The organism is Nereida sp. MMG025, assembly GCF_021654165.1.
Lineage (GTDB): Bacteria > Pseudomonadota > Alphaproteobacteria > Rhodobacterales > Rhodobacteraceae > Nereida.
Map to the genome: position 1 here is coordinate 170,273 of NZ_JAKFZN010000004.1, position 21,383 is coordinate 191,655.

Sequence of the window (21,383 nt, forward strand, 5' to 3'; positions counted from 1 at the left end):
AGACATCCACCTTACGTTAAAACCACTGTCCTGGCTCCATGAGTCCCAGATCCATCAATTGCTGGCTGTGCCATTCAAAAGGTGTGGAATTCCGCCATTTGAATGTTTCGATATCAAAGGTCGAGCCGGGGTTCCGCTTAAGGGCTTTGGCCGTGCGAAAGGACATGATTGCCGCAGTGATATTGTTATGCCACGGGCACGCATAGGTGTTATATTCTTCGTCGTTGAGCGTGTGATCGAGCCGCATTTCCAAGCCTGCCTTTGCGCGGAAAATACCGATGCGGTCGATCTTGCGTCGCTCAAACGGGATGTGCTCTTCGAACCGCCAGCGCACGCCACCGAAAAAATCAAGCTGCCGTTCTTTGGGCTCCCACCCGTTTTTGGGGTCCTTACGGGCAAGCGCGTAATATCCTGATCGGTCAAGAAATGCGTCTTCCAGGTTCACCGCGTTGGGGTGTTGGTTCAGATCACCTGCATACAGGTCGACCACATATGTCAGCATCGCATCGCGGCGCTCTTCGGTGTGGAAGGCCAACATCTCTCCGACGCTGCGGGTCTCGCTAAAGGGATAGAACAGGTACTCGCCGTTATAGCAATAATACAGCCATTGGCCCGCTGTTTTGGCAATGACCTTGTTGATATGCGTTTGAACCGTAAAATCCTCGATCGGTTCATATGATATGCGCACAATACGGTCGGCCACATCATCGCTTATTTCGATATCGGGTTTTGCCATGACCATCACAACTTTGAACCCCGCATCGAGATGGTGGCGAATGGTCGAATTTACCTCGATCTGGTCTTCGACGAAAATCATTGCAATTGGCCCTTTGGCCAAACGCGCTGCATCGTTTTTCAAAAAGCTGTCGATGGTCGGAGGGGTCATTTTTACGGGCCTGTTTTGGACAAGACGCGCAGGGATCGTTGCAAGCGCTGACCGCTTTATATACATGAGCATGAATCTTCGCAAAGCCCGATCTTTTCAAACCGCAGGACGGATATCATGGCCGATACCAAAAAGTTGTTTATCAAAACCTATGGCTGCCAGATGAATGTCTATGACAGCGAGCGGATGGCCGAAGCACTTGGTGTCGAGGCGATGGGCGAGGCGGGGTATGAGCAAGTCTCAAGCCCTGACAAGGCGGATATGATTTTGCTCAACACCTGCCACATCCGCGAGAAAGCCGCCGAAAAAGTCTATTCCGAGCTTGGGCGCCTGAAGGGTCTGAAAGCCAAGAACCCCGATTTGAAAATTGGTGTCACGGGCTGTGTGGCGCAGGCAGAGGGCGAAGAAATTGTGCGCCGCCAGCCGGCCGTTGATTTAGTTGTTGGGCCGCAAAGCTATCACCGTCTGCCCGCGATGGAGGCGAAAGTGCGCAGCGGCGACCGCGCGCTGGATACCGATTTCCCGCAAGAAGATAAGTTTGATCACCTGAAATCGCGTCCCAAAGCCAAGCGTGGCCCAACGGCCTTTCTAACGGTTCAGGAAGGCTGCGATAAGTTTTGCGCATTCTGTGTCGTGCCCTACACCCGCGGGGCCGAGGTCAGCCGCCCTGTGGATCGTATCATCGGCGAAGCCCGCGATCTGGTAGAGCGCGGGGTGCGCGAAATTACTCTGCTTGGTCAGAACGTAAATGCCTACCATGGCCTTGATGACGCGGGCGACGAAGCCAGCCTTGCCGATTTGATCTGGAAGCTGAACGCAGTAGACGGTCTGGAACGCATCCGTTTCACCACCAGCCACCCCAACGATATGGATGATGCGCTGATTGAGGCCCATGGGACATGCGAAAAACTGATGCCCTACTTGCACCTTCCTGTTCAGGCAGGCAGTGACCGTATTCTCAAGACGATGAACCGCAAACATACAGCAGAAGACTACATCCGCCTGATCGAGCGTATCCGCGCCGCGCGACCAGACATTTTGATCTCGGGTGATTTTATCGTCGGCTTCCCTGAAGAGAGCGATCAGGATTTTGCCGATACGATGGCCTTGATCGAAGAGGTGAAGTACGGGCAAGCCTTCAGCTTCAAATACTCGACACGGCCCGGCACACCCGCGGCCGAAAAGCCGCAAATTGATCCCGATGTGGCAAGTGATCGTCTGTATCGCCTGCAGGCGTTGCTGACACAGCAACAGCGCGACATTCAGGATGCGATGGTCGGGCACGAGGTTGGTGTCTTGTTCGAAAAGACGGGCCGTCTTGAGGGGCAACTTATCGGGAAGTCAGATCACTTGCACGCGGTGCATGTGCTGGCCCCTTCGGATATGATCGGCGAGATCGGACGCGTGAAAATCGTCGCCTCAGAGGCCAATTCTCTTAAGGGCGAGCTGATTTGCGATTAACCTAAGTTAACGCAGCGTTCCTTTTTTCTGCCTTGAGCTGCTGAGAAATCTTATCCACAGCCCTACAATCCGCCTAAAAGCCATGAATTGTTGCCTCTTTAGACACAATATGTGGTAATTAGTTCTTCACAAAATGACCAAACTTGCTAGTGTTGGCGAGATAAAGGGTGCTTCTGGCTTGGACAGCCAAGAAGATCACAACCCTCAACTGGACATAGTAAGATTTGGCAGAGGACAGTAGCTGTGGCGAAAACAATGAAAAATCTGGTCAAGACAGTGCTTGGCGGCAGCCTCGCCGCTGCAATGGGCTTGATGGTACAAGTGGGTGCTGCACAAGCGCAAGAACGCACCGTCGTAGGCGAGCGTTACGTTCCAACAATCTGGGTTGATCCAGATGGGTGCGAGCACTGGGTAATGGACGACGGTTACGAAGGCTACATGACTCCCCACGTCAACCGTCAGGGTATTCCTGTTTGCCGTCGTGGTAACGTGTGCGGTGTGATGAATGCCGATCAGCTGTTCTCGACCGATCGCTACAAAATCAACGCCGCTGGTCGCCAGCGCCTGCAGCAATTCTTCCAGCAGGCAAATGCGGCAGCCTACATCATTTCGGGCCACACCGACAGCCGCGCGTCAGACGCGTATAACATGCGCTTGTCACTCAATCGTGCAAACGCAGTGGCCGCAGTTGGTCAAAGCGTCGGTGCACGTATCGTTGACGTGCGCGGTTATGGCGAACGCGTCCCGAAAGCATCGAACAAAACACACGCAGGCATGGCACAGAACCGTCGCGTCGAAATTATCTGTATTCGCTGAGGAGAGCTGAGATGAAACTGGTAAAAATTGCAGCTCTGGTCACAGCAGGCGCTTTTCTAAGTGCATGTGGCGGCGGCGTTCTGGGCGAAGGCGGCGAGCGTTCGGACAAAACAGTTGATAAAGGTCGCGACGAAAAAGACCTGAGCCAACTGCGCGCTGGTATCTGGGTTGACCCAAATGGATGTGACCACTGGATCATCGATGATGGTGTTGAAGGGTATCTTTCGCAGCGTCTTGACCCAATGGGTAAGCCCGTTTGTTCGGGTATCGCACCTCCCGGTACCGCGACTGGCCCGTTCCGCGAAGGCTCTGATATTCCAGATCCGCTCTAGGATTGCGCAGATATGATATTCAAAAGGCCTCTGACATGATTGTCGGGGGCCTTTTTTGGTTTAGGTGGTGTGTCATGCATGCAGACCCTTGCATCACAGGCACGACCCGCGCACGATAGACAAAACAGGCCAAAGCCGGCTTATTCAGGAGAGCTGATTGCCCACACAAACGCTGCCCCCCGCTGCCACAGAGCTTCAGGAAACTTTGCTGGAGTTCCCCGACAATCGCCTGCTGATTGATCTTTGCGGAGAGTACGACCGCAATCTCGCACAAATTGAAAACAAACTGTCGATCCAGATCATCCGCCGGGGCAACCAACTTGCGCTTATCGGTGAAGAAGGCAGCCGCGCGCGCGGAGAAGCGATTTTACAAACATTGTATACCCGCCTTGAAAGTGGCGCACCCATTGATGCAGGTGAAATTGATGGTGAGTTGCGGATGAATGGCGCGTCTGATGACACAGGCGTGCGCCACGGCGACCAGATCGAGATGTTCAAAGGCGGTGACGTTGAAATCACCACCCGCAAGAAACTTGTGAAACCGCGCACGGAAGCCCAAAAGCATTACGTCAAAGAAATGTTCGATAACGAACTTTGCTTTGGCATCGGACCTGCGGGGACGGGCAAGACCTATCTTGCGGTCGCGGCAGGTGTGAACATGTTTATCGGCGGCAAAGTAGACCGCATTATCCTGTCACGCCCTGCGGTCGAAGCGGGGGAAAAACTCGGTTATCTGCCAGGAGATATGAAAGACAAAGTCGACCCTTATATGCAGCCGCTTTATGATGCGTTGAACGATTTTTTGCCGTCCAAACAGGTGGCCAAACTGATCGAGGAAAAGAAGATCGAGATTGCGCCATTGGCGTTTATGCGCGGGCGCACCTTGTCGAATGCCTTTGTGGTTCTGGACGAAGCGCAAAACGCCACATCGATGCAAATGAAGATGTTTCTGACCCGTTTGGGCGAGGGCAGCCGAATGGTCATTACAGGCGACCGCACCCAGATCGATCTGCCACGCGGCGTGCAATCGGGGCTGCGCGATGCAGAACGTTTGCTCAGCAGCATCAAAAATATCAGCTTTAATTATTTCACCGCCAAAGACGTGGTGCGCCATCCGTTGGTTGCGAAAATTATTGAAGCTTACGACAAAGACGATCCTGCCAAGTGATCGACGTTTCTGTCGAAGATGCGCGCTGGAGCGATCTGGACGCGTTGGCCGAACGTGCCATTGCGGCCACCTTTGATCGTGTCGGGATTGAACCTTCGGTCTTTGTGGTCAGCGTGATGGGCTGCAATGACGAACGCATTCGCGCCTTGAACGCGGATTTCCGCGCAAAGGAGGCGGCCACAAATGTGTTGTCCTGGCCGTCACAGGATTTGGCCACGGGGCGACCCGGCGAGACGCCTTTGCCGCCCGAACAAGACCCCTTTGGCGAAACAGAACTGGGCGATATCGCCTTGTCATTTGACACCTGCACGTCCGAAGCAGAGGCCGCGAAGCTGCCGTTTGCGCATCATTGTCTGCATTTGATTGTCCACGGCACCTTGCATTTGTTGGGATATGATCACATTGACGACCAAGATGCCGCCTTAATGGAAGGGTTGGAGGTTGAAATCCTTGCAACTCTGGGGGTCGCTGACCCATATTAAGGATGCGCCTGCGTTTGCCGTGGCGCGTTAACCCATGCGAAGGACCAAATGACCGATAGCCCCGACGGCTCTTCTAGCGCAGCGCAAGGCGCGCAGAACCAGCCACAGACAACTGAACCCACACCTGATACCGAACGCGCAATCGCAAAATCTGATGGGTTTTTCAGCCGTATTATCGGTGCCCTTAGCCCTTCGGACGTCGAAGATACGCCCGCACAGCCCACAGAAATGGCCCGCCCCACCCACGGCATGGTCAATTTGCGTCGCCTTCAGTTGGATGACATTGCGATCCCGAAAATCGAGATTACGGCCGTTCCCGTCGACATTTCCAAAGATGATCTGGTCGAGGTTTTCCGCGAAAGTGGTTTGACGCGTTTGCCTGTTTTTGAAGGCACATTAGACACGCCCATCGGGCTTGTGCACCTTAAGGATCTGGCCTTGCGGCACGGGTTCAACGGCAATGGCGACTTTGATCTGCGTGGTATGTTGCGCGAATTGATCTATGCCCCGCCATCCATGCCCACAGGTGTATTGCTGCAACGCATGCAGGCCGAACGTATCCATATGGCGCTTGTCATCGATGAATATGGCGGTGTCGATGGTCTGGTGACAATCGAAGACCTGATTGAGCAGGTCATCGGTGAAATCGAAGACGAACACGACATCGAAGAAGACCAGCTTTGGACCCGCGAGAAAGAGGGCTGCTATCTGGCCTTGGCCAAGACACCGCTGGATGAATTTGAAGAAGCGATTGGTCAGTCCTTAACCGATGATGACGAGATCGATGAAGAAGATATCGATACGCTTGGCGGTCTGGTCTTCATGTTATCAGGGTCCGTTCCTGCCCGTGGCGAGGTGGTCAAACACCCGTCAGGTGCAGAGTTTGAGGTCGTCGACGCGGATCCGCGCCGCATCAAACGCTTGCGCGTCCGCGTGCCTTGATCCAGATGCGCCGCCGTTGGATGGTTGCGGCGGCGTCATTCGCCGCTGGTGCCTGCTTTGCATCGGGTCAAGCGCCCATCGGGGCGGTTGCCGCGGCGTTGATTGGTGGTGCACTCCAACTGATGGTCGTGTTGCAGGCCCAAACGCCGCGTGGCGCGGCGTGGTCGGGTTGGATGTTTGGCACCGGCTATTTTGCGCTGTCCCTGCATTGGATTGTTGAGCCGTTTTTGGTGGATGTTGCGCAGCACGGCTGGATGGCCCCGTTCGCGCTTGTTTTCCTGTCGACTGGTTTGGCGCTTTTTTGGGCGTTTGCCCATGGCTTGGCCAAATGGATGTCGCGGGGGGCTGTGTCCTTGGCGATCGCATGGGTGCTCTTTTTGAGCGTGGTTGAGTTGGCCCGCGCCTATGTGTTCACCGGGTTTCCCTGGGGCTTGCCTGCCTACATCTGGGTGGATCACGGGCTGGCGCAATCGGTGGCCTCGATTGGCCCCTACGGCCTTACGCTGCTGACGTTCGCGCTCTGTGCGGCGATCTGCGGGGCTGTAACCCAAGCCAAACAGGGTCGCCTGCTGTGGTCGGTGCCTGTTGCGTTGATCAGCGGTCTGGCGCTTTGGATGCCGCCCCCTTTGCCGCAAGCCCCTGATCCATCGGCGCCGATCATTCGTATCGTGCAACCCAACGCGCCACAGTCGGAAAAATGGCAAGCGGACAAAGTGCAAATGTTCTTTGATCGCGGGCTGGCCCTCACGGCACGGGACGGGGACGTCGATCTGATCGTCTGGCCCGAAACATCTGTGCCTGTTTGGTTGGACAATGCGGCTGGCGCTTTTGGGGCCATTGCAAATCGGGCAGGGGGCGCGCCTGTGGTCCTTGGGGTGCAACGGCGTGAGGATCGCCGCTTTTTCAATTCGGCCGTGATGATTGAACAGGCGCAGGTCACAGCGCTCTATGACAAATCCCACCTTGTGCCATTCGGCGAATACATCCCCTTTGGCGATGTCTTTTCTGCGCTTGGCATTCAGGGGCTGGCCGCCCGCGAAGGTCATGGGTATTCGGCGGGGGCAGGCCCCAGTTTGATGGACATTCCCGGGATCGGCACTGCGCAACCTTTGGTGTGCTACGAAGGCATATTTCCGCATCTGGTGGGGGCCACCTCGGAACGCGCGCGCCTTTTGCTTTTGATTACGAATGATGGCTGGTTCGGAAACTGGGCTGGTCCGCGGCAGCATTTGGTCCAGGCGCAGTTTCGCGCCATCGAACAGGGCACCCCAATGGTTCGGTCTGCCAATACAGGCATTTCTGCTATGATTGATGCACGCGGCCGCATTACGGGGTCTTTGCCGCTCAATACGCAAGGCGCGCTGGATCAACCGCTTCCAACCCAACGCCCGCCCACGTTTTACGCGCAAGCAGGTGATCTGCCTTTCGCGATCTTTTTGGCTTTTCTGGTCGCTCTGTTAGGTGTTGCGCCAAGGGCAATGCGTGCGTTCGAACACCGATAGAACCTGCGCCCCCATTGACGCCCCGCATGCAACGGCGTAGGCCACCCTCATATCGCTATCCCAACGGCTTCCTGACGGGATGGTTTGACATCAACGGAGCATTTTCATGTCACGACAGAACTATACCTTCACCTCCGAAAGCGTTTCGGAAGGGCACCCCGATAAGGTCTGTGACCGTATCTCGGACGCGGTTCTCGACGCGTTTCTGGCCGAAGAGCCCGAAGCCCGCGTTGCCGCGGAAACCTTTGCCACAACAAACCGCGTTGTGATCGGTGGGGAAGTGGGGCTGTCAGATCAAGACAAGCTGCACGACTACATGGGCAAGATCGAAGATATCGCCCGCGCCTGCATCAAAGATATTGGATACGAACAGGACAAGTTTCACCACGCAACCTGCAAGATAACCAATCTGTTGCACGAACAATCGGCACATATCGCCCAAGGCGTTGATGCGGCGGCCGACAAAGATGAAGGCGCTGGCGATCAGGGCATCATGTTCGGCTATGCGACCACGGAAACAGACGCGCTTATGCCCGCGCCTATCCAATACGCCCATGCCATTTTGCGCCGTTTGGCCGAAGTGCGCAAAGACGGCACCGAACCAACGCTTGGCCCTGACGCAAAATCGCAGCTTTCTGTGCGCTATCAAAACGGCAAGCCTGTTGGTGTTTCATCTATCGTTTTGTCCACGCAGCATCTTGATGCCAGCATGACAAGCGATGACGTCCGCGCTGTGGTTGCGCCCTATATCACCGAAGTCCTGCCAGACGGCTGGATCACACCTGAAACCGAATGGCACGTAAATCCGACAGGGAAATTTGTTATTGGCGGGCCCGATGGTGACGCAGGTTTGACGGGACGCAAGATTATCGTGGATACCTATGGCGGGGCCGCGCCCCACGGCGGCGGTGCTTTTTCGGGCAAAGATCCGACCAAGGTTGACCGCTCTGCGGCCTATGCTGCCCGTTATCTGGCCAAGAATGTTGTGGCGGCAGGCATCGCGGATCGTTGTACGATCCAACTGAGCTATGCGATCGGCGTGGCCAAACCACTGTCGATTTATGCAGACACGTTTGGCACGGGCGAGGTGCCACCTGCACAGATCGAAGCTGCTGTGGCCCAAGTCATGGACCTGACCCCGCGTGGGATCCGCGAGCATCTGGGACTGAACAAGCCAATATATCAACGCACTGCCGCTTATGGCCACTTCGGGCGTGAGCCGGATGCGGATGGCGGTTTTTCGTGGGAGCGTACGGATTTGACCAACGCTCTGAAAGCAGCGCTTTAACAAGGGGGGCGGGGTCAAACCCGCCTGACGCGATGTCGGATCGGTCAAACCAAAAACGTCCCAAGGGTGCGCCGCAGCGCAATTTCTACGGGCGTTTCAAAGGACCAGGCCTTGCGCCTGCCCAACAGCGCTACCTTGATGAAGATTTGGCGCAGCTTTCGCCCGGTCCTGTCTCTTGGGAGGAAAATCCGGATCGTACGCCGCTGGATGCCCAGACGTTGTCAGGCGGTAAAGAGCTTTGGCTGGAGATCGGTTTTGGTGGTGGCGAACATCTTATCCATCAAGCGCAGCAAAACCCCGACGTGCGCATCATCGGGGCCGAGCCTTACATCAATGGTGTGGCCATGCTGTTGGGGAAAATCCGTCGCTCGGGGGTCGAGAACCTCAAGATTTATCCCAATGACGCGCGCGACATTTTTGATGTCATGCCCGATGCGGTGATCTCCAAGGCGTTTCTTTTGTATCCTGACCCATGGCCCAAAAAACGCCATCACCGCCGTCGTTTTGTTACACCCGATCACTTGGAGCCTTTGGCACGGGTGATGAAGCGCGGGGCGGAGTTTCGGGTGGCAACAGATATCGGGGATTACGTGCGCCAGGCGCTGCAAGAAATCCCGAAGGCAGGTTTTGAATGGCAAGCCACCTGCGCTGCCGATTGGCAGACACCTTGGGACGACTGGATTTCCACCCGCTACGAGCAAAAGGCGATCCGCGAAGGGCGGCCACAACACTATCTGACGTTCCGCCGCGTCTGATCGGCTTACAGTATTTGCGCCAAATGCGGATCGGCTGATTTACCCTTTGCGACAGGCACGTTAGAACGTGGGCAAATGACCAAACGAGAAACGCGCAATGTCCAGCCACGGCACACCCATTCCGATGCAATCTTCCAAATGTGGCCCTTTGGTGGGCCAAGCCCATGTGCCGGGTGATAAGTCCATCTCGCACCGCTCACTTATTTTTGGGGCAATGGCTGTCGGCGAAACCAGGATTTCAGGGCTTTTGGAAGGCGAAGATGTGCTGGACACTGCCAAGGCGATGCGGGCCTTCGGCGCACAGGTGATCGATCATGGCCACGGAAACTGGTCTGTCCACGGCGTTGGTGTGGGTGGCTTTCGCGAGCCTGATGACGTCATTGATTGCGGCAATTCAGGCACGGGCGTTCGTTTGATCATGGGCTGTATGGCCACCACAGACATGACCGTCACCTTCACAGGGGACGCGTCTTTGCGGTCGCGGCCGATGGCGCGGGTGACGGATCCGATTTCCTTGTTCGGGGCGACATCCTATGGACGGGCCAGGGGGCGCTTGCCGATGACCATCGTTGGCGCAAAAAACCCTGTTCCTGTCGAATATGCGACGCCTGTTCCATCAGCGCAGGTGAAGTCAGCAGTGTTGCTTGCAGGGCTGAACGCACCAGGCCAAACCATTGTAATCGAAAAAGAATTTACCCGCGACCACACCGAACGGATGCTGGTCGGATTTGGCGCAGAGGTGGTGACAGAACACCTTGAAACAGGCACAAAAATTACCCTGACTGGTCAGCCAGAGCTAAAACCACAAGATATTGTGGTGCCGCGTGATCCGTCGAGCGCCGCGTTTCCTGTCTGTGCGGCGTTGATCACCGAAGGCTCGGATGTGCTGGTGCCTAATATCGGCCTGAACCCGACCCGTGCGGGATTGTTCCAAACCTTGCAGGACATGGGCGCGGATCTGACGTTTGAAAACATGCGCGAGGAAGGCGGCGAGCCCGTGGCCGATCTGCGCGCGAAATATTCGCCCGACATGCGCGGCATCGAGGTGCCTGCCGAACGCGCGGCCAGCATGATTGACGAATATCCCGTGCTGTCTGTCGTCGCCAGCTTTGCCGAAGGTCAAACGCATATGCCCGGCGTCAAGGAATTGCGCGTCAAGGAAAGTGACCGCATTGACGCGATGGCCCAAGGTCTGCGTGCCTGCGGTGTGACGGTGGACGAGGGCGATGACTGGTGGACGGTGCATGGCAAACGCGGCGGCGCGGCCAAGGGCGGTGCGACAGTGGAAAGCCGATTGGATCACCGTATTGCCATGTCGTTCATGGTGCTTGGCATGGGCACGGCGGCGCCTGTTTCGGTGGATGATGGCGGCCCGATTGCCACAAGCTTTCCGATCTTTGAGCCGCTGATGAACGGTCTGGGTGCAAAGGTCGAGCGCACATGACGGGGGGATGCCTGTGCGGTGCGGTCACCTACCGCGTAACAGGCGCGCTGCGCCCTGTGGTGGCGTGCCATTGCACGCAGTGCCGCAAGACCACAGGTAACTTCGTCACTGCCACCTCTGCCTTGCGGGAAAACGTTGAAATTCAAGGGGATGTGACGTGGTTTGCATCCTCTGAAACGGCAAAGCGGGGGTTTTGCGGCACCTGTGGCAGCAACCTGTTTTGGGACGGTCCCGGGATCAACCTGTCGATTATGGCAGGGACGCTGGATGGCCCAACAGGGCTGAAAACGGCGGGCCATATCTTTTGTGCAGATAAGGGCGATTATTATGATTTGCCAGCCGATCTGCCCTGTGCTGCGCAAGCCGACCCTGATTTGACGACGCAAGTCCTATGACCATCACGGTTGCCATAGACGGTCCTGCCGCAAGCGGCAAAGGCACGATCAGCAAAGCGGTTGCGGCGCGGTTCGGATTTGCCCATCTGGACACGGGGCTTTTGTACCGTGCGGTGGGGGCCAAGATGCTGGCAGGGGTTGATCCGACCGATGCGGCCAAAGGGTTGGTTCCAGAGGATGTGGTTGGCGATCATCTTCGCACGCCAGAAGTTGCACAGGCCGCCAGTCGCGTCGCAACCCTTCACGAGGTGCGCGCAGCACTTGTGGATTTCCAGCGCGCCTTTGCGGCGCGTGCCGGCGGTGCGGTGCTGGACGGGCGCGACATAGGCACGGTGATTTGCCCTGATGCGCAGGTGAAACTGTTTGTGACGGCCAGCGCCGAAGTGCGGGCCGAGCGCCGCTTTCTGGAGTTGGACGGCAAGGGTATCGAGGTCACGCGTCAGAGCGTTTTGGCTGACGTCAAAGAACGTGACCGCCGCGATAGCGAACGTGCGGTCGCCCCCTTGATCCCTGCGGATGATGCGATTGTGATTGATACCTCAACACTAGATATAGATGCCGCGGTCAAACACGCCGAGGATGCCATTCGCGCCGTTTTGGGCTAGGATTTTTGGCGAAAAAGCCGTGTGGCAGAGCGTCTGCTCACGGTATGGCCTAGCGTCTGACGGGCGTCAGACGTTTTGGTGTTTTTGGGTAAATTTATTCAGGAGTTGTTAAGAAATGGCCGATTTGAAAATCACCTGCCCGACCTGTTCGAGCGAGATTGAATTGACCGAGCAACTGGCCGGCCCGTTGGTGGCAGATTTGACTGCGAAATTCCAAGCGCAGATCGCGGCCAAAGAAGAGGCGACCAAACGTGCGGTCGCAGAAGCCGAAGCGCGCGCCAAGGAGGCGGGGAAGTCGGAAGCCAGCGAAATGCAAGCGGCGCTGAAAGCGCAGGTGGACGCCCAGAAGAAAAAGCTGGAGGCCGCGGCAAAAGAGCAGCTTGAAGCGATGAAGCTGAAAGAGGCTTTGGAAGAAAAAGAGCGCGAGTTGGAATTGACGGTGCAACGCAAGCTGGCCGAGGAACGCATTGCGTTGGAGGCCAAGGCAAAGCTGGTTGCCGAGGAGGCCGCGGGGCTGAAGGTGGCCGAGAAGGACCAGATGATCGAGGGGATGAAGCGCCAGATTGAAGCGCTTAAGCAGAAATCCGAGCAGGGCAGCATGCAGACCCAGGGCGAGGCGGCCGAGATTGTGCTGGAAGATGCGCTGGCGCAAGCCTTCGCGATGGATGATTTTGCGCCTGTGCCCAAGGGGGTCAGCGGCGCGGATGTGCAGCAAAACGTGCGCGACGGGCAGGGCGCTGTGGCAGGGCGCATTTTGTGGGAAAGCAAGCGGACCAAGAATTGGACGGCGGGATGGCTGGCCAAGCTGCGCAACGATCAACGCGCGGCGGGCTGCGAGGTGGCGGTGCTGACCTCGACCGCTTTGCCCGACGGCGTGGAGAGTTTTGCGCAGGTGGATGGCATTTGGGTCTGTGCGCCGCGCTATGCGGTGGCGCTTGGGCGGGTGCTGCGGCAGGGCCTGCTGGATGTGGCGGTGACCAAGGGATTGCAGGTGGGCCAGCAAACCAAGCAAGAGCTGATTTTCGAGTATTTCACGGGCACGCAGTTCAAACAGCGGATCGAGGCTGTGGTTGAACGTTTTGTGGCCATGGAAGAGGCGCTGCGCAAAGAGCGGACTTTTATGGAAAAGTCATGGGCGACACGCGCCAAACAGATGGAGCTGGTGCAGGCGTCGATGCTTGGGCTGCACGGGGATTTGCAGGGCATTGCGGGGCAGGTGATGCCGCAGATCGACGGGATGGACGAGGGATTGCTGGAATAGGCAGGCGCGCGCCATTTCTGACGCGAGGTCAGGTGATTTTCCCCTTTCGATCAGAGGGGTGATGCTGCAATGCAGGGTTGTGCTTAATGAGTGCAGTGTTACCTGAGTTTGCCGACCAACCGCGATGCTTGGACTGCCCTGATGACCTACCAATCTTTTTTTGATCGTTTGAACCGCGCATTTTGGCGGTGTGACTTCGAAGCAGTGGCTTCGTATTATGTTGTGCCCTTGCCGCTGTATGTGAACCAAGAGCCGAATGTTTTTACCAAACATACACAGGTGGTGCAGGGGCTTCGCGCTTATTATGACGCGCTGGTTGCGGGTGGGTTTCAGCCAAGCACCGCGCGGGTCGTCGCGCAAAGCGTGGGCACGGTGCAAACCACATCGGTCTGGGTTGAATACCTGACCCCGAAACTGGGCCAGTCTGACCCAAGCGTGTCGAATGTGCGCTACATGGTGACAGGCGGACGGGTGCACCCCAAAGTCGCCCTGATAGAATATCGCAGTTCCGTTTTGGGGTTGGACCGGTTTGCGGCTGTTTTCGGCGCTGCTGCCGCATAGGCGGGGCGTGGCGCAAACCCCTTGCACTTAAAGCGCAATGCCCCTAAAAGCCGCGGTGTTAAAGCATCGAGACAGGTGCGGACATGAGACTTGAGCAGGGTCGGTATTGCACCGGCCCTGATGTTTTATGATCCGCCGATTGGCGTTTTGACCAAATTCACCCCAAAGACCGGCGGAGACAACCGCGCGGCCAGAAAACATCTAAAAGGACGTACACGCCACATGGCTAACACTATGGACGAGTTTGAAGCACTCTTGAACGAAAGCTTCGAAATGGACACACCCGAAGAGGGGTCCGTTGTTAAGGGCAAGGTCATCGCAATTGAAGCGGGCCAAGCCATCATCGACGTAGGCTATAAAATGGAAGGCCGCGTTGAGCTTAAAGAATTCGCAAACCCAGGCGAAGCACCCGAAATCAATGTAGGCGACGACGTAGAAGTATTCTTGCGTCAGGTCGAAAACGCGCGCGGCGAAGCCGTTATTTCGCGCGAGATGGCCCGCCGCGAAGAAGCATGGGATCGTCTGGAAAAAGCATATGCTGCTGAAGAGCGTGTTGACGGTGCCATCTTTGGCCGCGTCAAGGGCGGCTTCACAGTTGATCTGGGCGGCGCGGTTGCGTTCCTTCCAGGCAGCCAAGTTGACGTGCGCCCCGTGCGCGACGCAGGCCCGCTGATGGGTCTGAAACAGCCGTTCCAAATTCTGAAAATGGACCGCCGCCGTGGCAACATCGTTGTGTCGCGTCGTGCCATCCTTGAAGAATCGCGTGCCGAACAGCGCGCCGAAGTCATCGGCAATCTGGCTGAAGGCCAAGAAGTTGACGGTGTGGTCAAGAACATCACTGAATACGGTGCGTTCGTTGATCTGGGCGGTGTTGACGGGCTTCTGCACGTCACAGACATGGCATGGCGCCGTGTGAACCACCCATCGGAAATCCTGACAATCGGTGAAACGATCAAGGTGCAAGTCATCAAGATCAACAAAGAAACACACCGTATCAGCCTTGGCATGAAGCAGTTGCAAGAAGATCCATGGGATCTGGTTGCTGCGAAATACCCACTTGAGTCGGTGCACACTGGCCGCGTGACAAACATCACCGACTACGGTGCATTTGTTGAGCTGGAAGCCGGCGTTGAAGGTCTGGTCCACGTATCCGAAATGAGCTGGACCAAGAAGAACGTCCACCCAGGCAAGATCGTTTCGACAAGCCAAGAAGTCGAGGTCATGGTTCTGGAAATCGACGGCGCCAAGCGCCGCGTATCGCTTGGTCTGAAACAGACACAGCGCAACCCATGGGAAGTCTTTGCCGAGCAATTCCCCGTTGGCACAGAAGTTGAAGGTGACGTCAAAAATATCACTGAATTCGGTCTGTTCATCGGTCTGGAAGGCGACATCGACGGCATGGTTCACTTGTCAGACCTGACATGGGAAGGCCGCGGCGAAGACGTGATCGGCGACTACCAGAAGGGCGATAGCGTTCAGGCTGTTGTCACCGAAGTCGACGTTGAAAAAGAGCGCATCAGCCTGTCGGTCAAAGCCCTTGGCGGTGACAAATTTGCAGAAGCTGTTGGCGGCGTGAAGCGCGGTGCGATCATCACGGTTGAAGTCACATCGATCGAAGATGGCGGCATCGAGGTGGAATACGAAGGCATGAAATCGTTCATCCGTCGTAGCGACCTGAGCCGTGACCGCGCAGAGCAACGCCCAGAGCGGTTCTCGGTCGGTGACAAGATCGACGTCCGTGTGACCAACATGGATGCCAAGACACGCCGTCTGGGTCTGTCGATCAAGGCACGTGAGATTGCCGAAGAAAAAGAAGCAGTTGAGCAGTATGGCTCGTCGGATTCGGGTGCATCGCTTGGTGACATCCTTGGCGCCGCACTGAACAACGACGACAAATAAGTCGTTCAAACCGTTTCAAAAATCGGGCCCCTCGCAGGTGATGCGGGGGGCCTTTTTCGTTCTGGCAGCATGATGCGTTCACGAATCAAAGCTGGATAGCGATGCGTAGTTACGGGTTGACCAAGCGTCATCCTACTGAATTCGGGGAGAATTTTTGCGTCGCGGTTTCAAATTTTGCGTTTATCGGGGGTAATCGTCGCGCAAAACGCTGTGTTGCTGCGCCTGCGCCTTGTTTTTTTGTCCGCAAGGTGGCCCTATGGGGCATGCGTCGTATTTTGCAGCCAGACGAGAAGAATTTAAAGGGGGACGCGCGATATGATCAGAAGTGAACTGATCCAGAAGATTGCTGACGAAAATCCGCATTTATATCAGCGGGATGTCGAAAAGATCGTGAATACCATCTTTGATGAGATTATTGATGCAATGTCGAATGGGGACCGCGTAGAGCTTCGGGGCTTTGGTGCGTTCTCGGTCAAGAAACGCGATGCGCGTCAGGGCCGCAACCCGCGCACGGGCGAGGCCGTCAGCGTTGAAGAAAAGCACGTGCCGTTCTTCAAAACGGGTAAATTGCTGCGTGATCGCCTGAACAAGGGATAATCGAATGCGTTACATTCGCTACATCATTCTGGCCGCGATTGCGGTGGCGCTTATCGTGGTTGCGATGGCCAACCGCGGTGTGGTGACACTTCGCTTGATGCCGGCCGAACTGGCCGAGCTGACGGGCGTGCCGCTTTTGTTGCAGTCGGTTGATGTGCCGTTGTTTGCGGTGATCTTTGCGGGCATCGGTATTGGTATCCTGCTCGGGTTTGTGTGGGAGTGGGTGCGCGAGCACAAACACCGCGCCGAGAAAGCCGCCAAAGAGCGTGAAGTGAAAGCGCTTGAACGCGAGGTGCGGCGGCTGAAGGGTAAGCAATCTGAAGGCAAGGACGAGGTTCTGGCTCTTCTGGATCAGGCCTGCTGAGCGCCCATATGGCTGACATTCGGATCAAGTTTTGCGGGCTGACGCAGCCCGCCGATATTGTTGCGGCTGCGCAGGCGGGGGCGGGGTATGTCGGCTTTGTGTTTTTTCCCAAGTCACCCCGCAATATCGCGGTAGAGGATGCTACTGCGTTGGCGCTTGAGGTGCCTGCGGGTATCGCCAAGGTGGCCTTGGTTGTGAACGCCGAGGACGCGTTTCTGGATGATCTGACCGCGCGTGTGCCGTTGGATATGTTGCAGCTTCATGGCTCTGAAACACCTGAGCGGGTGGCGCAGGTGCGGGCGCAATACGGGCTGCCAGTGATGAAGGCTGTGGGTGTGGCGGACGCCGATGACCTGCCCGCGCTGGACGCCTATGCGCGGGTGGCCGATCAATTGTTGATCGATGCCAAACCGCCGAAAAACGCAGACTTGCCGGGCGGCAACGGTTTGGCCTTTGACTGGCGCTTGATTGCAGGAAAAAGCTGGCCTGTGCCGTGGATGCTGGCGGGTGGGCTGACGCCTGACAATGTGGCGCAGGCCGTGCAGATGACGGGTGCGCGGCAGGTTGATGTGTCCAGCGGCGTTGAGCGTACTGCCGGTGTAAAAGATGCGCAGCGAATGGCTGATTTCGCCGCAGCATTAAGGCCCAATTAACCAAACGGGGATATGAAGCGGGTATGACTTTACCTGCACATCTTACACCCGAAATCTGGTTGGCCGATTTCTTTAATTCCAAAGAAGCGCTGTCAGGTGGTGTCATAAAACGCCAGATCCGTGACGTAGAAAGATTGGTCGGACGCGCGCATTTTCTGGATCAGGCCCGCCGACGCGGGTACCAAGTGGTCGAAAGCGGTCGACATTTTGTGGTGTTTTGCCATCAACATGACTTGAAACGGGTGGTCTAGGGGCAAGCGCCTTCCAAAGGCGCTTGCGAGCGCGATTTCGAAATCGCGCGGCACAAGGCTTTTCGAAAAGCCTTGTCGCTTTACGCAGCCTGCCTTGCACGCTAGATGATATCTCAGCTTTTAGGGGAACGCACAGATGGCCGACGATCTTTTCAATTCTTTCATGAATGGTCCTGATGAAAAGGGCCGCTTTGGTAAATTTGGCGGGCGTTTTGTCTCTGAGACCTTGATGCCGCTGATCCTTGAATTGGAAGAGCAATATGAGCGCGCCAAGACTGATGACAGCTTTTGGGCCGAGATGCACGATCTGTGGACGCATTATGTGGGGCGTCCGTCGCCGCTATATTTTGCCGAACGTCTGACCGAGCATCTGGGCGGGGCCAAGATTTACCTCAAGCGTGACGAGCTGAACCACACAGGCGCGCATAAAATCAACAACGTGTTGGGTCAGATCATTCTGGCCCGCCGCATGGGCAAGACGCGCATCATCGCAGAAACGGGGGCTGGCCAGCATGGTGTTGCCACCGCTACCGTTTGCGCGAAATTCGGTTTGAAATGTGTGGTCTATATGGGGGCGCATGACGTTGAACGCCAGGCGCCGAACGTGTTCCGCATGCGTCTGCTTGGGGCTGAAGTGATCCCTGTCACATCAGGGCGCGGCACGCTCAAGGACGCGATGAACGACGCGCTGCGCGACTGGGTCACCAATGTGCGCGACACGTTTTACTGCATCGGCACAGTCGCAGGCCCGCACCCGTACCCCGCGATGGTGCGCGATTTCCAAGCGATCATCGGCAAGGAAACCAAAGAGCAGCTGCACGCCGCCGAAGGGCGCCTGCCTGACACGATCATTGCCGCCATTGGTGGCGGGTCGAACGCGATGGGGCTGTTCTATCCGTTTCTTGATGACACATCGGTCAATATCATCGGTGTTGAAGCGGGTGGTAAAGGCGTGAACGAAAAGATGGAGCACTGCGCGTCGCTCACAGGTGGCCGCCCGGGTGTGCTGCATGGCAACCGCACCTATCTGTTGCAAGACGATGATGGCCAGATCTTGGAAGGGTTCAGCATTTCGGCGGGTCTGGATTACCCGGGCATCGGGCCTGAACATTCGTGGCTGCACGACATTGGCCGCGCCCAATACGTGAGCATCACCGACAAAGAGGCGCTTGAGGCGTTCCAGCTCAGCTGTTCCACGGAAGGCATTATTCCCGCGCTTGAGCCAAGCCATGCGTTGGCCCATGTGATGAAAATTGCGCCCGATCTGCCCAAAGATCACCTGCTGGTGATGAATATGTGCGGACGCGGCGACAAGGATATCTTTACCGTCGCCCGTCATCTTGGCTTCGACATGTCGGGGCCGGAAGGGCGCGTGTTTGAATAAGGTGGGGGCGACCCCACCTTACATTTTATAGCGCTCCAACACATCCAACGGCACGACGTCCAGCGCGCGCTGGTGCGTGCCTTCAAGGCTGACGCGCGGTGCGCAGCCTTCGTCATGGGCTTGCAGGAAACGCCCTGCGCACAAGCACCAGCTGTCACCTGCCTTTAGCCCCGCAAAACCAAATTCCGGGCGGGGCGTGCTGAGATCATTGCCAACATATTTGCTAAAGGCCAGAAACTCTTGGGTCATCACGGCGCAGACTGTGTGGCTGCCCTGATCGGCGGCGCAGGTGTTGCAATACCCGTCGCGGAAAAAGCCGGTCACAGGATCGGTGCCGCACACCACAAGCGGGCCGCCCAATACATTTATGCTGTCGTCTGGTTCCATCTATTGCTCTCCTTTGGCAATCGCGCGAAACATCGCCACGTGGCGCGCAAAGACACCTTCTTGCCGAAATCCACGGTCTGCTGAATTCATCGCGATGACTGTTCCGCTTGGGTTATGGATATAGATGTATTGACCGTAGATGCCACGTGCGAGGTATTCGCCGCTGTCTGCCCCTTGGGGAATCCACCATTGGTAGCCATAGCCCGTTTGATCCGCGCGCGTCCTTGCCGAAGGCACTGTCGATGCCGCGACCCAATCGGCGGGCACAATCTGTTGGCCGTTATAGTGCCCGCCTTGCAGATACATCTGGCCAAAGCGTGCATAGTCGCGGGTGCGCAGGTTGAGGCCGCCAAGCACGAAGGCCGTGCCATCACCATCGGTCAGGTAATAGGGATCGGCCTCGAGCCCCATCGGGGCGATGATCTTTTCGGACAGAAGGTCAGGGATGCTGCGGCCTGTCGCACCGCGGATCACCATTCCGATAATGTGGGTGTCGATTGAAACATACTGCCAAGCCGTGCCTGCGGGTTGGAACGTCTCGGTCAGGTCAGTGGCAAAGCCATCCATGGAGCGGCCAAGCGCCAGCACGCGGCCCATCCGATTGATATCGCTTGAAAACTTTAGATAGTCCTCGTCAAAGGTGACACCGCTGGACATCTGCAACACGTCTTTGATCGTGGCACCACCGTAGGCGCCCCCTTTTAATGCGGGGGCGTATTTGGTGACGGGATCGTCGATGCTATCGATTGCGCCTTCTGCGAGGACCACGCCCATCAGCGCGGAAAGATAGGATTTGGCGACCGACCAGCTGATGCGGCGGTCCGCGGCGGTGGTGCCAAGGTGATAGCTTTCATGGACCAGTGCGCCGTCTTGCAAGACGACCAGGGCGGTGATGGCGCTGTCCTCGATCCAGCTTTGGAAGCCTGCGGGTAGGCTCATCTGTGGACCCTGCGGCAAGACGCTTGTGGGGCCGTCGCCGCGCGGCAGCGGCCTGTGCAAAAAGGCGGCGTCCATGTTGGAAAAGTTGCCGACGATCTGATCGACTTCAAACAGGCTGGTCACGGCCAGAAGGCGGTTGATCCGTTCATAGTTGAAGGCGGCGACACCCCCCAAAAGAATGGCCAGCACTAATCCGCCGCGCAGGATTTTCCCGATCATCTTTTGTGCCCCCTCAAGCAAGTGAACCGGCGTCCACCTTACGGCACTATTTGAACTTATCCATGAGCTTTTGCATCGCGCTGCGGGTATCTTCGGGCGCGGGATCGGGTGGTGTTTTGGCCTTGGGCGCCTTTGTGCCAGTGGACGGGCGGGGCGGGGCCGCGCGCAGGGCCACTGCGTTGAGAAACTTGGCAGTGTCGCCATCTGCCAAATAGGGTGCGCCATCGGATATGCCGCGCAGCACATCATCAAGCCAACCCTGATCGGCCTTTGGAAAGTCGCGCAGCACATATCCGGGCACCGCATCTTTGTGACCGGGATGGCCCACGCCCATGCGCACGCGGTCATACTGTGGACCGATATGCGCGTGTATTGATCGCAGACCATTATGGCCGGCATGACCGCCGCCCGATTTTACCCGCGTCTTGGCGGGGGCCAGATCAATCTCATCGTGAAAGACCGTGACGTCCGTGCTGTCGAGCTTGTAGAAATCCAAAGCAGCCCGCAACGACTGGCCCGAATTGTTCATAAAGGTTTCGGGCTTGAGCAATATAACCTTTTGGCCGCCCAAGCGTCCTTCGCTTACTTGTCCCTGAAATTTGCCGCGCCACGGGGAAAATCCGTGATCATCCGCAATTCGGTCAAGTGCCATGAAGCCGATGTTGTGACGGTTCATCGCGTATTTTGCGCCGGGATTGCCAAGGCCTGCAAAGAGTTTCATGGCGGTGGTCCTCTTCCTCAAAGGGGTAAGGTGGATTTTAATCCACCTTACAGGCAAAGCAAAAGGGCCAC

General features: G+C 56.8%; 24 protein-coding genes and 1 riboswitch. Of the genes, 20 read left to right on the forward strand and 4 right to left on the reverse strand.

The window, feature by feature from the left end:
• Positions 1 to 16 precede the first annotated feature (16 nt).
• On the reverse strand, positions 17 to 886 hold the full coding sequence (locus L1065_RS12715) for a hypothetical protein (protein ID WP_237095874.1): 870 nt from the start codon (positions 884 to 886) through the stop codon (positions 17 to 19).
• Between the two features lie 117 nt (positions 887 to 1,003).
• On the opposite strand from L1065_RS12715, the gene miaB reads away from it, so the two are divergent.
• The 20 genes from miaB to trpB all read left to right on the forward strand — a co-directional run bounded on the left by miaB (position 1,004) and on the right by trpB (position 19,046).
• On the forward strand, positions 1,004 to 2,347 hold the full coding sequence (gene miaB / locus L1065_RS12720) for a tRNA (N6-isopentenyl adenosine(37)-C2)-methylthiotransferase MiaB (protein WP_237095875.1): 1,344 nt from the start codon (positions 1,004 to 1,006) through the stop codon (positions 2,345 to 2,347).
• Positions 2,348 to 2,602: 255 nt separating this feature from the next.
• Positions 2,603 to 3,163: an OmpA family protein gene (locus tag L1065_RS12725; RefSeq protein WP_237095876.1), complete on the forward strand. Its 561-nt coding sequence runs from the start codon at positions 2,603 to 2,605 to the stop codon at positions 3,161 to 3,163.
• Positions 3,164 to 3,174: 11 nt separating this feature from the next.
• Complete coding sequence (locus L1065_RS12730; protein WP_237095877.1) at positions 3,175 to 3,495, forward strand: hypothetical protein; 321 nt, start codon at positions 3,175 to 3,177, stop codon at positions 3,493 to 3,495.
• Between the two features lie 157 nt (positions 3,496 to 3,652).
• Positions 3,653 to 4,663: a PhoH family protein gene (locus L1065_RS12735; RefSeq protein ID WP_237095878.1), complete on the forward strand. Its 1,011-nt coding sequence runs from the start codon at positions 3,653 to 3,655 to the stop codon at positions 4,661 to 4,663.
• Positions 4,660 to 5,145: an rRNA maturation RNase YbeY gene (ybeY, locus tag L1065_RS12740; RefSeq protein WP_237095879.1), complete on the forward strand. Its 486-nt coding sequence runs from the start codon at positions 4,660 to 4,662 to the stop codon at positions 5,143 to 5,145. Before L1065_RS12735 ends, ybeY begins: the two co-directional genes overlap by 4 nt.
• 48 nt (positions 5,146 to 5,193) lie before the next feature.
• Positions 5,194 to 6,087 (forward strand): transporter associated domain-containing protein, encoded by an 894-nt coding sequence (locus tag L1065_RS12745; protein ID WP_237095880.1) that lies wholly within the window; start codon positions 5,194 to 5,196, stop codon positions 6,085 to 6,087.
• A gap of 5 nt (positions 6,088 to 6,092) precedes the next feature.
• Complete coding sequence (lnt, locus tag L1065_RS12750; RefSeq protein ID WP_237095881.1) at positions 6,093 to 7,589, forward strand: apolipoprotein N-acyltransferase; 1,497 nt, start codon at positions 6,093 to 6,095, stop codon at positions 7,587 to 7,589.
• A gap of 52 nt (positions 7,590 to 7,641) precedes the next feature.
• Positions 7,642 to 7,690: riboswitch (SAM-SAH riboswitch) on the forward strand.
• A gap of 5 nt (positions 7,691 to 7,695) precedes the next feature.
• Positions 7,696 to 8,877, forward strand: a complete 1,182-nt coding sequence (gene metK, locus L1065_RS12755) for a methionine adenosyltransferase (RefSeq protein ID WP_237095882.1) — start codon at positions 7,696 to 7,698, stop codon at positions 8,875 to 8,877.
• 32 nt (positions 8,878 to 8,909) lie between these two features.
• Positions 8,910 to 9,632 carry a tRNA (guanosine(46)-N7)-methyltransferase TrmB gene (gene trmB / locus L1065_RS12760; protein WP_237095883.1) on the forward strand — a complete coding sequence of 241 codons (723 nt, stop codon included), beginning with the start codon at positions 8,910 to 8,912 and terminating at the stop codon, positions 9,630 to 9,632.
• A gap of 97 nt (positions 9,633 to 9,729) precedes the next feature.
• Positions 9,730 to 11,076: a 3-phosphoshikimate 1-carboxyvinyltransferase gene (aroA, locus tag L1065_RS12765; RefSeq protein ID WP_237095884.1), complete on the forward strand. Its 1,347-nt coding sequence runs from the start codon at positions 9,730 to 9,732 to the stop codon at positions 11,074 to 11,076.
• Positions 11,073 to 11,471 carry a GFA family protein gene (locus L1065_RS12770; RefSeq protein WP_237095885.1) on the forward strand — a complete coding sequence of 133 codons (399 nt, stop codon included), beginning with the start codon at positions 11,073 to 11,075 and terminating at the stop codon, positions 11,469 to 11,471. The genes aroA and L1065_RS12770 overlap by 4 nt, the downstream gene beginning before the upstream one ends.
• Positions 11,468 to 12,076, forward strand: a complete 609-nt coding sequence (gene cmk / locus L1065_RS12775; protein WP_237095886.1) for a (d)CMP kinase — start codon at positions 11,468 to 11,470, stop codon at positions 12,074 to 12,076. Before L1065_RS12770 ends, cmk begins: the two co-directional genes overlap by 4 nt.
• Before the next feature lie 115 nt (positions 12,077 to 12,191).
• The gene (locus tag L1065_RS12780) at positions 12,192 to 13,337 is read left to right on the forward strand and encodes a DUF2130 domain-containing protein (protein ID WP_237095887.1); all 1,146 of its coding nucleotides are present in this window, start codon (positions 12,192 to 12,194) and stop codon (positions 13,335 to 13,337) included.
• Between the two features lie 141 nt (positions 13,338 to 13,478).
• Positions 13,479 to 13,898 carry a hypothetical protein gene (locus tag L1065_RS12785; RefSeq protein ID WP_237095888.1) on the forward strand — a complete coding sequence of 140 codons (420 nt, stop codon included), beginning with the start codon at positions 13,479 to 13,481 and terminating at the stop codon, positions 13,896 to 13,898.
• Between the two features lie 120 nt (positions 13,899 to 14,018).
• The gene (gene rpsA / locus L1065_RS12790) at positions 14,019 to 15,797 is read left to right on the forward strand and encodes a 30S ribosomal protein S1 (protein WP_255766507.1); all 1,779 of its coding nucleotides are present in this window, start codon (positions 14,019 to 14,021) and stop codon (positions 15,795 to 15,797) included.
• Between the two features lie 315 nt (positions 15,798 to 16,112).
• The gene (ihfB, locus tag L1065_RS12795) at positions 16,113 to 16,394 is read left to right on the forward strand and encodes an integration host factor subunit beta (RefSeq protein ID WP_237095889.1); all 282 of its coding nucleotides are present in this window, start codon (positions 16,113 to 16,115) and stop codon (positions 16,392 to 16,394) included.
• Between the two features lie 4 nt (positions 16,395 to 16,398).
• A complete protein-coding gene (locus tag L1065_RS12800; RefSeq protein WP_237095890.1) occupies positions 16,399 to 16,758 on the forward strand; it encodes a LapA family protein in 360 nt (119 codons plus the stop codon).
• Between the two features lie 8 nt (positions 16,759 to 16,766).
• Complete coding sequence (locus L1065_RS12805) at positions 16,767 to 17,411, forward strand: phosphoribosylanthranilate isomerase (RefSeq protein ID WP_237095891.1); 645 nt, start codon at positions 16,767 to 16,769, stop codon at positions 17,409 to 17,411.
• 23 nt (positions 17,412 to 17,434) lie between these two features.
• Entirely contained in the window at positions 17,435 to 17,662 is a 228-nt protein-coding gene (locus L1065_RS12810) for an N-(5'-phosphoribosyl)anthranilate isomerase (protein ID WP_237095892.1), read from the forward strand.
• Positions 17,663 to 17,798: 136 nt separating this feature from the next.
• On the forward strand, positions 17,799 to 19,046 hold the full coding sequence (gene trpB / locus L1065_RS12815; protein ID WP_237095893.1) for a tryptophan synthase subunit beta: 1,248 nt from the start codon (positions 17,799 to 17,801) through the stop codon (positions 19,044 to 19,046).
• 18 nt (positions 19,047 to 19,064) lie between these two features.
• Here trpB and L1065_RS12820 read toward each other — a convergent pair whose 3' ends face one another.
• The 3 genes from L1065_RS12820 to pth are packed head-to-tail and all read right to left on the reverse strand — an operon-like array spanning position 19,065 to position 21,312.
• Positions 19,065 to 19,433 (reverse strand): DUF2237 family protein, encoded by a 369-nt coding sequence (locus tag L1065_RS12820; protein ID WP_237095894.1) that lies wholly within the window; start codon positions 19,431 to 19,433, stop codon positions 19,065 to 19,067.
• Positions 19,434 to 20,591 (reverse strand): serine hydrolase, encoded by a 1,158-nt coding sequence (locus tag L1065_RS12825; protein ID WP_237095895.1) that lies wholly within the window; start codon positions 20,589 to 20,591, stop codon positions 19,434 to 19,436.
• Positions 20,592 to 20,637: 46 nt separating this feature from the next.
• The gene (gene pth, locus L1065_RS12830; RefSeq protein WP_237095896.1) at positions 20,638 to 21,312 is read right to left on the reverse strand and encodes an aminoacyl-tRNA hydrolase; all 675 of its coding nucleotides are present in this window, start codon (positions 21,310 to 21,312) and stop codon (positions 20,638 to 20,640) included.
• Positions 21,313 to 21,383: the final 71 nt, after the last annotated feature.